Raw genomic sequence first — 15,438 nt, forward strand, 5'->3', positions numbered from 1 at the left:
CGCCGCTGCCCGCCACTTCGGCAAGGCCGGCCATGGCGCGCTGGAAGGCGTGGGAATGAAGGTTGGCGATCGCCGGGATCAGCGGGCCGGCCGTGCGCTCGTCGCCATTGGCGGCGGTGCTGCCGGTCTCGACCGTCGCAATCCGGCCCGATGGGTCGAGCGAGATCGCGACGTTTTCGGCCCAGCCGCCGGGCAGGAGCGCCCGTTCTGCAAAGATCCGGTTGACGGGAAAACTAGCCATGTGCATTTTCCTGTACGTAGTTGTATATGGAACTATAGATATTTTACGCTGGCGCGCAAGCGTGAAATGAACGAAAAGATTCTTGGGCGAATGCGCATGATTTGTTCGGCATTCTGGAAAGGCGGGGCTTGAACCGATGGCGGCACTGGGAAAACGGAACGATATGGCCGCCTTCGAGGATGGTCCGGTGCCGCGCTACGAGGCGGTCAAACAGTTCATCCGCAGCCGCATCGAGAGCGGCGAGTGGCCCGCCCATCATCGCATCCCCTCGGAAAACGAGATCGTCGCCGACCTCGGCGTCAGCCGCATGACCGCCAACCGGGCGCTGAGGGAACTGGCAACCGAAGGTGCGATCACGCGGGTGCAGGGCGTCGGCTCTTTCGTGGCCGCCCACAAGGGCAGCACCGCGCTGCTTGAAGTGCGCAACATTGCCGACGAGATCCACGAACGTGGCCACGCCCATACGTCGTTGATGACGCTGCTCAAGGAAGAGGTCGCGACGCCTGACATCGGCTATGCGCTGGGCCTTGCCACCGGCGCCCGCGTCTTCCATTCGATCATGGTGCATTCGGAAAACGGCCTGCCGATCCAGATCGAGGATCGTTTCGTCAATCCGGCGATCTGCCCGCGCTATCTGGAACAGGATTTCCAGGCGATGACGCCGAACGCCTACCTGACGGCGATGGCGCCGATCACCCGCACCGAACAGATCGTAGAGGCGGTGGCGCCGCAGCTCTGGGAATGCAAGCTGCTCGGCATCGACCGCAACGAACCGTGCCTGATGATCCGGCGCCGCACCTGGTCGGACGCCGGCAATGTGACGACGGCGCGGTTGCTTTATCCCGGCACGCGCTATCGGCTGGAAGGCATGTCGCAGTAGGCTGCGGGTGGGTGTAAACGGGAAACCGCACATCTTTTCCTTGATCCCGCTCTAATCTCGACAACATTCCGGTCGATTCGGAGGATCGACCGCCGAAGGGGAGGATGACGAGACCATGGTTGAGGACGCGCTGAAGCTTCGCACCGAGCTCCCGAGACCCGATGTCGGAGCCGAGGAGGCGCGTTCGCTGCTCGCCGAACACTATGGTCTGTCGGGCACGATCAGCGAACTCGGCAGCCAGCAGGACCGCAACTACCGCCTCGACACGGGCGAGCGGCGTTATGTTCTGAAAATCTGCCGGGCGGAATACGAGCCGCTGGAACTGGAAGCGCAGAATGCGGCCTTGCGGCATCTCGGCGACCGTCTGCCGACCGCACGCGTTGCGGAAGTCGTGCCCTCTCTCAAGGGCGAGGCGATCGAGAGCGTCACCGTCCGCGGCGCGGATTATCGCATTCGCCTGCTCAGCTATCTCGAAGGCGAACCGCTCACCCGGCGCAAACATCTGTCGCGCGAAGCCGTGGCTGCCCTCGGCGGCCTGGCGGGCCAGCTCGCGTCGGCACTGGAGGACTTCGAGCATCCGGGGCTCGAGCGGGAACTGCAATGGGATCTCAGGCGCGCCGGCCCCGTCGTCCTGCATCTGCTTACCGATATGGCGGACCAGCAGCGCAAGAAGCGCATCGCTGAAGTCATGGTCGGCGCCATGCGGCGGCTGCAGCCGCTCACCCCTGGCCTCAGGACCCAGGCGATCCACCATGACGTCACCGATGACAACGTCGTCAGCCGGCCCGACGCGGCCGGCCGGGCGATGCCGGACGGCGTCATCGATTTCGGCGACATCCTCAATGGCTGGCTGGTCGCCGAACTCGCCGTCACCTGCGCCTCGCTGCTGCATCATGCGGATGGCGACCCCTGGTTCATCCTGCCGGCGGTCAAAGCGTTTCATGCGGCATGCCCGCTGACCGAGGTGGAGCTGAAGGCGCTTTGGCCGCTGATCGTCGCGCGCGCTGCGGTGCTGGTCGCAAGCTCCGAACACCAGCTCTCCCGCGAGCCCGACAACGCTTATGTCGAGGGCAATGCCGCGCATGAGCGGGAGATCTTCGAGGTCGCCTCGTCGGTGCCTTCAGCGCTGATGGAGCACGCCATTCTTTCAGCCGTCGGCTTCGCGCCGGTCTCGGCCCGGGTGACCGGTGAGAGCCTGATCCCGGGGCTCGGCCCAACGGACGTGCGCCAGATCGACCTCTCGATCCTGAGCCCGCTGTTGCAGGAAGAACGCTGGCAGCACCAGGGTTTGCCGATCTCGCTGCTGCAACACGCCGCGCACGCAATCGGCATCGCGACGACGCGCTACGGCGAGTACCGGATGACGGAGACCCAGCTGCGGTCACCGAAGCCCGATGCCACCTTTGCCTTGCATGTCGATATCTGCCTGGAGGCCGGGCGCGAGATTATCGCTCCCTTCGCCGCCCGTATCGTCCGGCAGAATGGGCTGCTGGTCCTCGAAGGGGCCGAAGTGAGCCTGTTTCTGGAGGGCGTGGAGGCCGGCGGCGACCTTGAGGAAACGATCGTTGCCGGCGCTGTGCTCGGCGTCGTCTCCGGCGAACAGAAGTCCTACGGCCTGATCCGTGTCCAGCTTTGCCGCGAGCATGGTCTCGTGCCGCCGCTTTTCGTCGTGCCGCATCAGGCGGCGGCGTGGAAGCACCTGTGCCCGTCACCGGCCGGCATCCTGGGCTTCGAATGCGATGGCCCTGAGCCGCACAGCGACACACTGCTCGCCCGCCGCCAGCAGCACTTCGCCAGGCCGCAGAAGAACTATTACCGGCAACCGCCGCAGATCGAGCGCGGCTGGAAGGACCATTTGTTCGATATCGAGGGCCGCAGCTATCTCGACATGGTCAACAACGTCACCATTCTTGGCCACGGGCATCCCCGGCTTGCGGCCGCCGTCGGGCGGCAATGGTCGCTGCTCAACACCAATTCGCGCTTTCACTATGCCTCCGTCGCCGACTTCTCGACGCGGCTTGCAGCCCTCGCGCCGGATGGGCTCGACACGGTGTTTCTGGTCAACAGCGGCTCGGAGGCGAACGACCTGGCGCTGCGGCTTGCCTGGGCCTATTCCGGCGCGCGCAATGTCGTGAGCCTGCTCGAGGCCTATCATGGCTGGACGGTCGCAAGCGATGCGGTGTCGACCTCGATCGCCGACAATCCGCAGGCGCTCGAAACCCGCCCAGCCTGGGTGCATCCGGTCACCGCGCCCAATACCTATCGCGGCGAATTCCGCGGCGCCGACACGACCGACAGCTATGTGCGCTCCGTCGTCAAGAAACTGACAGAGCTGGACGCATCGGACGAGAAGCTCGCAGGCTTCATATGCGAGCCGGTCTACGGCAACGCCGGCGGCATTCCCTTGCCGAAGGGCTATCTCGACGCTGTTTATGCGATGGTGCGGGCGCGTGGTGGCGTTTGCATCGCCGACGAGGTGCAGGTCGGCTATGGCCGGCTCGGCGATTATTTCTGGGGCTTCGAGGAGCAGGGTGTCGTGCCCGATATCATCACGGTCGCCAAGGGCATGGGCAATGGACATCCGCTTGGTGCCGTTATCACCCGCCGCGAGATCGCCGATGCGCTGGAGAAGGAGGGATACTTCTTCTCGTCCTCGGGCGGCAGCCCGGTGAGCTCCGTCGTCGGGCAGGTGGTGCTCGATATCCTGACTGAGGAACGGCTGCCGGAAAACGCACAGGTGGTCGGCGGCTATCTGAAAGCGCGGCTCGAAGCGCTCGGGCAGCGTTTCCCGCTGATCGGCGCGGTGCACGGCATGGGGCTCTATCTCGGCGTCGAATTCGTGCGCGATCGGGAGACCCTGTCGCCGGCAACCGAAGAGACGGCGGCGATCTGCGACCGCCTGCTCGATCTCGGCGTCATCATGCAGCCGACCGGCGATCATCTCAACGTGCTGAAAATCAAGCCGCCGCTCTGCTTGTCGCGCGAGAGCGCCGACTTCTTCGCCGACATGCTGGGCCGCGTGCTGGAAGAAGGCTGGTAAAAGCGAAAACGCCGCGGGGAGGGCCGCGGCGTCTCGTTGGCGCTTTTCCTTGGGTCTAGCAATTCCGAACGGAGACTTGCCGGAATTGCCCCTTGCGGATCAGCGTGCCGGCGGGGCGTACATCAGGCCGCCCTGGCTCCAGAGTTTGTTGAGACCGCGATCGATCTTCAGCGGGCTGTCCTTGCCGAGGTGGCGTTCGAAGACTTCGCCATAGTTGCCGACGGCGGAAACCACATGGTAGGCCCACTTCGGATCGAGGCCGAGCGACTTGCCCGCTTCGTTCTCAATGCCGAGGAAGCGCTTCTGGGCGGTCGTGCCGCTTTCGATGAGCTTGGCGGCATTGTCCTTGGTGATGCCGAGTTCTTCGGCCTCGGTCAGTGCGAACAGCGTCCAGCGCACGATCTTGAACCACTGATCGTCGCCCTGGCGGACAGCCGGACCGAGCGGCTCCTTGGAGATGACTTCCGGCAGAACGACGAAACGATCGGGGTCGTTCAGCGTCAGGCGCTGGGCGTAGAGCGCCGAAGCGTCGGTCGAGTAGACGTCGCAGCGCGCGGTGTTGAAAGCCTGGATCGTCTGGTCGGCCTTCTCGAAGGCGACGACCTGGTACTGGATGTTGTTGGCGCCGAAATAGTCGGCCATGTTCTGCTCGGTCGTCGTGCCGGTCTCGGTGCAGACGGAAGCGCCGGAGAGTTCCTTGACGCTCTTCACGCCGAGGTCGTTGCGCACCATGAAGGCCTGGCCGTCATAGTAGTTGACGCCGACGAAGCTCATGCCGAGATCGGTGTCGCGCGACAGCGTCCAGGTGGTCTGGCGCGAAAGCAGGTCCGCCTCGCCGGACTGCAAAGCGGTGAAGCGCTCCTTGGTCGAGAGCGGCACGTATTTCACCTTGTCGGGATTGCCGAGCGCTGCAGCGGCCACTGCGCGGCAGAAATCGATGTCGAAGCCGGTCCATTCGCCCTTGTCGTTGGGCGCGGAAAAGCCGAGCACGCCCTGGCTGACGCCGCAGCGAAGCTCGCCGCGTTCCTTGATGACGTCGAGCATGCCGGCGTTGGCGGCGGTGCCGGCAAGAAACGCCGCGCTCGCCAATGCCAGAACTCCAAGTTTCACTCCGAGTTTCATTTCCTGTTCTCCTCTTCTCTTGTTTTAGGACATGCGTCTTCGTTGCCGGGATGCGTGTCGTGCACCCGGTCATTGCATCTGGTTTTTCTGCTGTTCGACCCGGCCTTAGCCGAGCGTCCTTGCGACGTCCGCGAAGGTCTCTTCGAGCACGGCGAGCAGGTGATCGGCATCGCGTTTCGAGAAGATCATCGGCGGGCGCATTTTCAAGATGTTGTCATGCGGACCTTCGGTGCCCATCAGCACGCCACGGCGGCGGGCGCCGTTGGAGACGGCGCGGGCGAATTCGGTTGCCGGTGCCTTGGTCTTGCGATCGGTCACGAGTTCGATGCCGAGGAACAGGCCCATGCCGCGCACGTCGCCGATCACCTCGTAGCGGGCCTGCATGGCGCGGAAAGCTTCGATCAGATAGTTGCCGACCGAAAGCGCATTGCCGCGCAGGTCCTGCCCCTCGATCACGTCGAGCACGGCGAGGCCGACGGCGCAGGAGACCGGGTTACCGCCGAAGGTGTTGAAGTACTCCATGCCGTTGTTGAAGCTGTCGGTGACTTCGCGGGTGGTGACGACGGCTGCGAGCGGATGGCCGTCGCCGATCGGCTTGCCCATGGTGACGATGTCAGGCACGACGCCTTGGGTCTCGAAGGCCCACCAATGGCTGCCGACGCGGCCGAAGCCGACCTGCACCTCGTCGGCGATGCAGACGCCGCCGGCTTCGCGCACGAGGCGATAGACTTCCTTGAGGTACCCCTCCGGCAGGAACACCTGGCCGGCGACGCTCGGGATCGATTCCGCGATGAAGAAGCCCGGACCTTCGCCCTTGGCCTTCATCGCCTGGATCAGCTCGGCGACGCTTTCGGCGAAGCGCTTGCCGTGTTCCTCGGCCGGCCAGTCCGCCGGTGCATGGTAGCTGTCGGGAATGGTCGCCACATGCACATGCGGTTTCGGACCCTTGCCGCCCTTCCGGCGGAACTTGTAGGGGCTGATGTCGATCAGCTCCTGGGTCGTACCGTGGTAGGACCAGTCGAGCGTGATGGCATTCTCGCGACCGGTATGGGCACGCATCAGCCTGAGCGCCAGGCTGTTGGCTTCCGAGCCGCTGTTGACGAAACCGGCGACCGTCAATTCCTTCGGCAGCGTCGCCGTCAGCCGCTCGGCATAGGCGACGATGTTGTCGTGCAGGTACCGGGTGTTAGTGTTGAGGAGCGCCGCCTGCTTGGCCATCGCCTCGACGACAGCCGGATGGGCGTGACCGATGTGGCAGACATTGTTGAAGCAATCGAGATAGGCGCGGCCGCTATCGTCTATCAGCCAGACGCCTTCGCCGCGCACGAACTTGATCGGCTTGTCGTAGGAGATCGAAAGGTTCGGCAGGAGCAATTCCTTGCGGCGCTTGACGATCTCCTCGTGCGAGCGGCCCTTCTTCTCGTAGAATTCCTCGGCAATGCCGGCAAAAGTGCGGGCGTCCGGGAAGAGTTCGGCCCAGACGTCGAGAAACTGCGGTTCGCCGACGCCGAGGATTTCGGTCGCCGTCAGGCTGGTGTCGGCGGAAAGCTGCAGGTGCAGATGCGGCGCCCAGCCGCCGTTTTCCTTTGGGGCGCCCATCTCGCCGACCAGCGCGCCGGCCTCCAGCCGATCGCCGGCCTTGATGCGTCCCATCGCTTCGTGCGCCATATGACCCCAGAGCGTGACGAAAGGCGGGCAGCCCTCGGGCTCGTGGCGAAGGGCTATCAGGCAGCCGTAGCCGAGCGGGTCTTTCTCGATCTCGACGCTGACGACGGTGGCGGCAAGCGGGGTGTAGAGCCTGGTGCCGGCAGCCATGAACAGGTCGAGCCCGAGATGGCGAGTGCGGCGGGTGTGGTCGATGAAGCGCGAGACGAACATCTCGCCGGCATAGACCGTGCGTTCTTCGCCAAAGGGGCCGATGCCGAGTTCGACGCCGTGCGCGCGGCAATAGTCTTCCCAGATCGCCTGGGCTTCATTCGGCTGTTCGGCTGCCGACTTCACGGTCATCGGATGCTGCGGGTCGCCATAGGGAACGAGCGCTGCCGGGTAGGTGGCGGCCGGACGTGCGAGCAGCGGCTTCAGCGCCTTGCGGTTCTCGCGGATCCAGGCGGCAACGGCACGCGCGCCCGGGCTTGCCTCGAAGCCGCAGGCATGCCGCAGGATGGCGGTCGCGAAACGCGGGTTCATCCGGTCGAGCTTGCGCAGCAGCGTCCAGGCCGGGCGTTCGCTGATCGCCAGATAGGGATTGTCGTCGGTGTGGGCGCGGCGGGACGCCGAGATCGTCACCGACGTGACGAGGCGCATGGCGATGAGATCGAAGAGCAGGTCGATCTCTTCTTCCGCCAGCGGATATTCGCCATGGAAGCCGCGGGCGATGGCAGCGGCAGCGCCGATCGGATCGGGATGGTCGAGCCCGGCATAGGCAGCGGCGATCGCCACCTCGGCGATAACAGGCGCATGCAGCGCGTCGCCGAAGTCGATCAGGCCGGAAATGGTGTCGTGGTCGCCTTTATCGACCAGCACATTCCAGTCGTTGGCGTCGTTGTGGATGACGGCGGCACGAAGGGTCGCAAGGCGCGGCGCCACGGACTTTTCGAAGCGGACAAGGAAGCGCTCGAGCAGCGCGCGGTCTTCGGCGGAAGCGACGTGATGCAGCCGGTCGGCCGAGCGGCCGGCGTGGCGGATGTCCCAGTCGAGATCGCGCAGCGCGCCCGGATGCATGAAGCCTTTCAGCGATGCGTCGAAGCGGCCGAGCATCTGCCCAAGCGACTGGAGCGCCGCATCGCTGCGTCCGGTTTCGGCAAGCGGCAGGCCCTCGACCCAGCTGACGAGCCGCAGGCGGTGGGTGACGCCGCGTGCGCTCGTGGTCGAAGCAAGGCTCGCGCCCGACAGCGTCGGCCGGATATGCGGCACCGGCAGGTCGGCGGCGTGGGTGCCGGCGTGGCTGAGCAGTGCGGTCTGGAAATCGCTTTCGAGTTCGGGCTCGGCGCCGTTGACGATCTTGAGAATGGAGATGCTGCCGTCCTCAGCCTCGACCTTGAAGTTCTGGTCGCGTTCGCTGGCCAGCAGCGAGAGCGTGCCGGAGAGGCCGTAATGCTCCTTCAGCAAGGCGGCTGCAGCTTCGGTCGAAAAGTCGGGCGTGGTCTTCAGCATATCGTTCATGGGGATCCTCATCTCGGTGAGAAGATTTGCATGAGCGGCGAGGGGATGCATCCGGCAATATGCCGGTTGCACCGGCACTATGTTTATAATAACCGTCATCTTGTCGGCGAGCACGGAGGAGGGGACATGCAGGACATCGACGCGATCGACCGCACCATCCTCAGCATCCTGTCGCAGGAGGCACGGATCCCGATGAAGTCCCTGGCCGGCCGGATCGGGCTCTCCCGGAGTGCGACGACCGAGCGGGTCACGCGACTGGAAAAGGCTGGCGTCATTCGCGGCTATCGCGCCGACATCGGGCAACTGGACGAGGGCACGATCCAGGCCTTCCTGCTGGTGACCCTGAAGCGCACGCCATCGATCGGCGTGCTCGACCGGCTCGCCGGTTTCTCCACCGTACGCAAGGTGTCCTCCGTCAGCGGCCAGCTGGATTTGGTCGTCGAGGTCGAGGTTGGCTCGATCAATGCGCTCAACGAGCTTCGCAATGAGGTGGCGACGATGGACAATGTCGAGGACCTGACGACGTCCATCGTGCTGAGAAGAGATATCGAGCGGAGCTGATCCGCAGTGAGCGGAACTGGGGGGGCTCGGTTAGCCTTCGCTCAGCATCTCCGCCTGCGGCGCAAGCCGTTCGAGCAGCGAGCGGCGGACCCGGCCGATGTCGCGCATCGGCGGCTCGCCAAAATGGCGGGCATATTCGCGGCTGAACTGCGACTGGCTTTCATAGCCCACCTGATGGCCGGCATCGCCGGCGTCAAGGCTTTCCTCCAGCATCAGCCGCCGCGCCTCCTGCAGCCGAAGCTGCTTCTGGTATTGCAGCGGGCTCATGGCGGTGATCGCCTTGAAGTGATGGTGCAGCGACGAGACGCTCATCGACACACGGTTGGCGAGGTCGTCGATCCTGAGCGGTCGCGAGTAGTGTTCCTTCAGCCAGGCGACGGCGCGGCCGACCTGGTGCGGCTGACTGTCGGTCGTCGCCATCTGCCTGAGCCGGTGGCCATGCGGGCCGGTCAAAAGCCGATAGAGGATCTCCTGTTCGATCAGGGGCAGCAGCGCCGGGATATCGTCCGGCCGTTCGAGCAGGCGCAAGAGCCGAAGGGCCGCATCTTCGAGTTCGACAGTGATCTTGCTGACGCTCATGCCGCGCACGGAGGTGGCGGGTGCCGGCAGTTGCGACAGGGACGCAAGCAGCGCCTGGATCTTGCCCGGGTCGAGCGTGAAGGCCATGCTGAGGTAGGGTTCTTCTGCGGAGGCCTGGCAGACCTGGGACAGAACCGGCAGGTCGATCGACGTCAGCAGATAATCCGAGGCGCCGTAGATCAGCGTCTCTTCGCCGAGCACCACGCGCTTTGCTCCTTGCACGATGATCGCCAAACTCGGTCTGTAGGCGGAGCAGTTGACCGGGGCATCGCCGCCGTGGCGGTGCAGGCTCAGGCCGGCAATCTGCGTCATGTGATCACCGTCGGTTTTGGCAAACCGGGCAATGACGTCGATCATCTCGGGACGGGCAGTCTGTCGCGTGGCTGTCATAATCTCAGGTCTTTCCAGCGGCTTAGCGTTGTGTGAGGCAACGCTCAGGTAGGGTCTCGACGTGCCATCTCCAGGATGTCGCTGTCAATCTTGTAGGATCGTGCAAAAACTTTGCAGGATCGCTCTAACGCTTGCAGCGCCCGCACCCTCATAGTCCTGATGCGTCAGGCCGGGCTCCCTCCGGACCTGCACCCTTTCCCAAAATGAGGACAGACTGATGGCCATTGCAAGAGGATATGCGGCGACCGATGCGTCGAAGCCGCTGACGCCCTTCACCTTCGAACGCCGCGAACCGCGCGACGACGACGTGGTGATCGAGATCAAGTATTGCGGCGTCTGCCACTCCGACATCCACCAGGCCCGCAACGAATGGGGCAACTCGGCTTTCCCGATGGTCCCAGGCCACGAGATCGTCGGCATCGTCACGGCGGTCGGCTCCAAGGTCACCAAGTTCAAGGTGGGCGACCGCGCCGGCGTCGGCTGCTTCGTCGATTCCTGCACCACCTGCGCCACCCGCGACCTTGACCTGGAACACTATATGCCGGGCCTTGTCGTGACCTATAACGGCGTCGAAGCCGACGGCAAGACGCCGACGCAGGGCGGCTATTCCGACAGCATCGTCGTCAAGGAAGGTTACGTTCTGTCGATCCCGGAGAACTTGCCGCTCGACGCCGCGGCTCCGCTTTTGTGCGCCGGCATCACGCTCTATTCGCCGCTGCGCCACTGGAAGGCCGGGCCTGGCAAGAAGGTCGCGATCGTCGGCATGGGCGGTCTCGGCCATATGGGCGTCAAGCTGGCGCATGCCATGGGCGCGGATGTCACCGTTCTCAGCCAGACGCTCTCCAAGAAGGAAGACGGGCTGAAGCTCGGCGCCGACCACTACTACGCCACCAACGACCCCGAGACCTTCAAGGCGCTGGCAGGCACCTTCGACCTGATCATCTGCACGGTTGCGGCCGAGATCGACTGGAACGCCTATGTCAGCCTGCTGAAGGTCGATGGCGATTTCGTGCTGGTCGGGATTCCTGAGAACGCCGTGCCGGTGCACGCCTTCTCGCTGGTGCCGGCGCGCCGCAGCATTTCTGGATCGATGATCGGTTCGATCAAGGAAACCCAGGAGATGCTCGACTTCTGTGGCGAGCACGGCATCGTCTCGGAAATCGAGACGATCCGGATACAAGAGATCAACGAGGCCTATGAACGCGTCGTCAAGAGCGACGTGCGCTATCGGTTTGTCATCGACATGGCGTCGTTGACGGACGCTGCCTAAGTTGAAAAACAGACGGCCCGGGATCTGCGCAGATCCCGGGCCGTTTTTTTGTTTGCGGCAGAGGCTCACACCAGCGGCAGCGGCCCGTCGTTCTTGATCTCTTCCATGACCGCATAGGTGCGGGTTTCCTTGACGCCCGGCAGCGTCCAGAGCACCTGGCCGAGGAAGTTGCGGTAGGCGGCCATGTCCTCGAACCGCGTCTTGACGAGATAGTCGAAGCCGCCGGCCACCATGTGACATTCGAGCACGGACGGCGCCTGTTTGACGGCGGCGGCGAACTGGTCGAAGACGTCGGGTGTCGTCTTGTCGAGCATGACTTCGATGAACACCAGCAGGCCGAAGCCGAGCTTCTGCGGGTCCAGTCTCGCGCCGAAGCCCGAGACGTAACCTTCCTTCAACAGCCGGCGCAGCCGCTCGCTGGTCGCGGTCGGCGACAGGCCGATGCGATCGGCCAGCTCCAGATTGGTGATGCGGCCGTCCGCCTGGAGGATGTTGAGAATTCGTCGGTCAATCTTGTCGATCTGATGCATGGAGCCTCCCACCCGTGCTTCAGGCGGCAAGTCGCGTTTCCGCGAGCTTCACCCAGTAGGAAATGCCGTGCGGGATCGCGTCGTCGTTGAAATCGTAGGCGGGGTGATGCAGCCCGGCCGTGTCGCCATTGCCCATGAAAATAAAGGCGCCGGGGCGGGCAAGCAGCATGTAGGAGAAGTCCTCGCCGCCCATCATCGGATCGAGCGACGGCTGGATATTGCCGGCGCCGGCAATTTCGGCTGCTGCCTGCAAGGCATAGCCGGTCTCGTCGGCATGGTTCACCGTCACCGGGTAGTTGCGGTTGTAGGCGACCTGGACGGTCGCGCCGTAGATCTGGGCAACGCCCTCGGCAATCGTGCGGATGCGGCTTTCGCCGATCTCGCGCACCTCGGGCATGAGGGTGCGCACGGTGCCGCCGAGCACGGCTTCCTCCGGAATGACGTTGTGGGCGAAACCGGCATTGAACTTGGTGACGGAGACGACGACGGAGGCGAGCGGGTCGACGGTGCGCGACGCGATCGTCTGCAGAGCGGTCACGATCTGGGTGCCGACGACGATCGGGTCGATCGTCTTGTGCGGTTGGGCGGCATGGCCGCCACGGCCCTTGATGGTGATGGTGAACTCGTCGGTCGAAGCCATGATCGGGCCGACGCGGCTGCCGAACTGGCCGACGGGCATGCCCGGCATGTTGTGCATGCCGTAGACTTCGGCGATGGCGAAGCGCTCCATCATGCCGTCCTTGACCATCTCGTTACCGCCGCCGCCGCCTTCTTCGGCCGGCTGGAAGATCACCGCGACCTGGCCCGCGAAGTTGCGGGTCTCGGCGAGATACTTCGCCGCGCCGAGAAGCATGGCCGTGTGGCCGTCGTGGCCGCAGGCATGCATCTTGCCGGACGTCTCGGACGCCCAGTCCTTGCCGCTCGTCTCGGTGATCGGCAGCGCGTCCATGTCGGCGCGCAGGCCGATGGTGCGGCCCGCGCCGAGATTGCCGCGGATGAGGCCGACGACGCCGGTGCGGCCAAGCCCCGTCACGATTTCGTCAACGCCGAACTCCTTCAGTTTCTTTTCGACGAAGGCTGCCGTATTTTCGACCGCGAACAGGAGCTCCGGATTCCTGTGCAGGTGGCGCCGCCATTCGGTGACTTCATTCTGGAGCTCGGCGGCACGGTTGAGTATCGGCATCGTTTCGTCCTGTCGGTCTGTTCGATCACTAATTGTATCTGCGTATCGGTGTGGATTGGCATCACTGCCCGTGAATGGGCTTTGCCATCTCCTCGCCATATAGGCTAAATAGCCGGACGAGACGAGGCAACAGCGGATTTTCGAGGTCCTATCGTGGTGACAGCAGGATTTTTCACGCGTGGCAAGATGAAGGCGCTCGGAGTGACGGCGGCGACATGCGCCACGCTTCTTGCGGCGCTGCCGGCTGCGGCCAATCCAAGGCTGGTCGTCGACGTCAATTCGCTGAAGGTTTACGAGCACCAGGATATCTTCCAGAAATGGTATCCGGCGTCGCTGACCAAGCTGATGACGGCCTATACGGCCTTCCGCGCCATCAAGTCCGGCCAGCTTACGCTCGAGAGCCCGGTCGTCATGACCAAGAACGCCGCCGCCGAGCCGCCGAGCAAGATGTTCTACAAGCCCGGCCAGGCGATGACGCTCGACAGCGCGCTGAAGATGATGCTGGTGAAGTCGGCAAACGACGTCGCCGTCGCGATCGCCGAAACGGTCGCCGGTTCGGAGCCCGCCTTCATCGAGCGGATGAACGCAGAGGCCCGCCGCATCGGCATGACGTCCTCGAACTTCGTCAACCCCAACGGGCTGCCCGGTCCCGGCCAGTACACGACGGCCCGCGACCTTGCGGTGCTGGCGATCACGCTCAAGCGCGAGTTTCCGCAATACGCCTCCTATTTCTCGCTGGAAGGCTTTACCACCGGCAAGAAGGACTATCCGAACTACAACATGCTGATCGGCCGCTTCGAGGGCGCTGACGGCATGAAGACCGGCTTCATCTGCGCCTCGGGCTTCAACCAGGTTTCCTCCGCCACCCGCGAGGGGCGCAGCGTCGTTTCGGTCGTGCTCGGTGAGGACAGCCTCGGTGCGCGTGCGGACGAGTCGGCAAGGCTCCTGCAGATGGCACTGACGACCAACGGCAACGGCAAACCGTCGCTGGTGCAGATCCCGCCCTATGGCGAGACGCGCGACATGGTCGCCGACGTCAGCAAGCAGATCTGCTCGAAAGCGGCCGCGAAGGTCCGCAGCGAAGGCCGCGACGAGGCCGGCCGCCAGAAGCTGCTCTCGCCCTATATCCACGAAATCAACCGGCCACTGAAGCTCGCCTTCGCCGGGCTCATCGCCGGCAGCGGCGAAAAGGCACCGAAGCTTGCCGGCGACCCGGCCGGCCAAGGCGATGTCGCCAATGTGCCGATCCCGGTGCCTCGGCCGACCTTCTGATCGGAGTGCATGATGGTTAGTCCCTTGTCGGCGGTGCCGGTCTCGATCCTCACCGGCTTTCTCGGTGCGGGCAAGACGACGCTGCTCAACCGGCTGCTGAAGGATCCCGATCTCTCGGATACGGCCGTGATCATCAACGAGTTCGGCGACGTCTCGATCGACCACCTGCTGGTGGAAGCCTCCAGCGACGGGGTCATCGAGCTTTCCGACGGCTGCCTCTGCTGCACCGTGCGCGGAGAACTGGTCGATACGCTCGCCGATCTCATGGACCGCATGCAGACCGGCAAGATCAAGCCGCTGAAGCGCGTCGTCATCGAGACCACGGGCCTTGCTGACCCGGCGCCGGTGCTGCAGTCGGTGATCGGCAACCCGATCATCGCGCAGAACTTCCGCCTGGATGGCGTCGTCACCGTCGTCGACGCCGTCAACGGCCTGCAGACGATCGCCAACCACGAGGAAGCGCTGAAGCAGGTTGCCGTTGCCGACCGCATCGTCATCAGCAAGACCGGCCTTGCCGAAGCGTCGGAGCGTGATGCGCTGACGGCGCGGATCCGTGCGCTCAATCCGCGCGCGCCGCTGATCGATGGCGACAGTGCCGAGGCAGGGCGTGCGGAGATGTTCGATTGCGGCCTTTACGACCCGTCGTCTAAGATCGCCGATGTCGGCCGTTGGCTGCAGGACGAGGCGCACCACGACCACCATCATCATGGCCACGACCATGACCACGGTCACGATCATCACGACCACCATGATCATCACCACCATCACGATGTGACGCGGCATGGCGGCGACATCCGTTCCTTCAGCATCGTGCACGACCGGCCGATCGAGCCGATGGCGCTCGACATGTTCATCGACCTGCTGCGCTCGGCGCATGGCGAGAAGCTTTTGAGGATGAAGGCGATCGTTGCGGTTGCCGACAGGCCGGACCGGCCGCTTGTGCTGCACGGCGTGCAAAACGTCTTTCACACGCCGGAGCGGCTTGCCGCCTGGCCGGACCCGAACGACCGGCGCACGCGCATGGTGCTGATCACCAAGGGGCTGACGGAAGACTTCGTTCGCGATCTCTTCGATGCCTTTACCGGCAAGCCGCGCATCGACCGGCCGGACGCCCAGGCGCTCTCCGACAATCCGCTCGCCGTTCCGGGCATGCGGTTCTAAAGCAAGCTCCAGGAAAAGTGCGAAGCGGTTTTCCGTCCGGAGTTGCG

11 protein-coding genes and 1 pseudogene are annotated in these 15,438 nt (G+C 64.2%); 6 read left to right on the forward strand and 6 right to left on the reverse strand.

Annotated elements, in window-relative coordinates:
* A pseudogene (locus L981_RS14875) lies at positions 1-241 on the reverse strand (formimidoylglutamate deiminase); the annotation flags it as partial.
* A gap of 136 nt (positions 242-377) precedes the next feature.
* Between L981_RS14875 and hutC the strand changes: the two are divergent.
* Both hutC and L981_RS14885 read left to right on the forward strand, forming a co-directional pair.
* Entirely contained in the window at positions 378-1,121 is a 744-nt protein-coding gene (hutC, locus tag L981_RS14880; RefSeq protein WP_043617441.1) for a histidine utilization repressor, read from the forward strand.
* A 115-nt stretch (positions 1,122-1,236) separates the two neighbouring features.
* A complete protein-coding gene (locus L981_RS14885; RefSeq protein WP_043617444.1) occupies positions 1,237-4,161 on the forward strand; it encodes an aminotransferase in 2,925 nt (974 codons plus the stop codon).
* Between the two features lie 99 nt (positions 4,162-4,260).
* Here L981_RS14885 and L981_RS14890 read toward each other — a convergent pair whose 3' ends face one another.
* Positions 4,261-5,283 (reverse strand): amino acid ABC transporter substrate-binding protein, encoded by a 1,023-nt coding sequence (locus L981_RS14890; RefSeq protein ID WP_043617447.1) that lies wholly within the window; start codon positions 5,281-5,283, stop codon positions 4,261-4,263.
* 105 nt (positions 5,284-5,388) lie between these two features.
* Complete coding sequence (locus tag L981_RS14895) at positions 5,389-8,445, reverse strand: aminotransferase class III-fold pyridoxal phosphate-dependent enzyme (RefSeq protein ID WP_043617450.1); 3,057 nt, start codon at positions 8,443-8,445, stop codon at positions 5,389-5,391.
* A gap of 126 nt (positions 8,446-8,571) precedes the next feature.
* On the opposite strand from L981_RS14895, the gene L981_RS14900 reads away from it, so the two are divergent.
* Positions 8,572-9,006 carry an Lrp/AsnC family transcriptional regulator gene (locus L981_RS14900; protein ID WP_043617453.1) on the forward strand — a complete coding sequence of 145 codons (435 nt, stop codon included), beginning with the start codon at positions 8,572-8,574 and terminating at the stop codon, positions 9,004-9,006.
* 30 nt (positions 9,007-9,036) lie between these two features.
* Here the strand turns inward: L981_RS14900 and L981_RS14905 are convergent, their stop codons facing one another.
* Positions 9,037-9,975: an AraC family transcriptional regulator gene (locus tag L981_RS14905; protein WP_043617455.1), complete on the reverse strand. Its 939-nt coding sequence runs from the start codon at positions 9,973-9,975 to the stop codon at positions 9,037-9,039.
* Positions 9,976-10,192: 217 nt separating this feature from the next.
* On the opposite strand from L981_RS14905, the gene L981_RS14910 reads away from it, so the two are divergent.
* Positions 10,193-11,245 carry an NAD(P)-dependent alcohol dehydrogenase gene (locus L981_RS14910; RefSeq protein ID WP_043617458.1) on the forward strand — a complete coding sequence of 351 codons (1,053 nt, stop codon included), beginning with the start codon at positions 10,193-10,195 and terminating at the stop codon, positions 11,243-11,245.
* Between the two features lie 65 nt (positions 11,246-11,310).
* Here L981_RS14910 and L981_RS14915 read toward each other — a convergent pair whose 3' ends face one another.
* On the reverse strand, positions 11,311-11,775 hold the full coding sequence (locus tag L981_RS14915) for an Lrp/AsnC ligand binding domain-containing protein (RefSeq protein ID WP_043617461.1): 465 nt from the start codon (positions 11,773-11,775) through the stop codon (positions 11,311-11,313).
* A 19-nt stretch (positions 11,776-11,794) separates the two neighbouring features.
* A complete protein-coding gene (locus tag L981_RS14920; protein WP_043617464.1) occupies positions 11,795-12,958 on the reverse strand; it encodes a M20 aminoacylase family protein in 1,164 nt (387 codons plus the stop codon).
* A 201-nt stretch (positions 12,959-13,159) separates the two neighbouring features.
* Between L981_RS14920 and L981_RS14925 the strand changes: the two genes are divergently transcribed.
* Positions 13,160-14,230: a D-alanyl-D-alanine carboxypeptidase family protein gene (locus L981_RS14925; RefSeq protein ID WP_043617470.1), complete on the forward strand. Its 1,071-nt coding sequence runs from the start codon at positions 13,160-13,162 to the stop codon at positions 14,228-14,230.
* 12 nt (positions 14,231-14,242) lie between these two features.
* Complete coding sequence (locus tag L981_RS14930) at positions 14,243-15,391, forward strand: GTP-binding protein (RefSeq protein WP_043617467.1); 1,149 nt, start codon at positions 14,243-14,245, stop codon at positions 15,389-15,391.
* Positions 15,392-15,438: the final 47 nt, after the last annotated feature.

Source organism: Ensifer sp. ZNC0028, assembly GCF_000799055.1.
In the GTDB taxonomy this organism is placed as follows: Bacteria; Pseudomonadota; Alphaproteobacteria; order Rhizobiales; family Rhizobiaceae; genus Ensifer.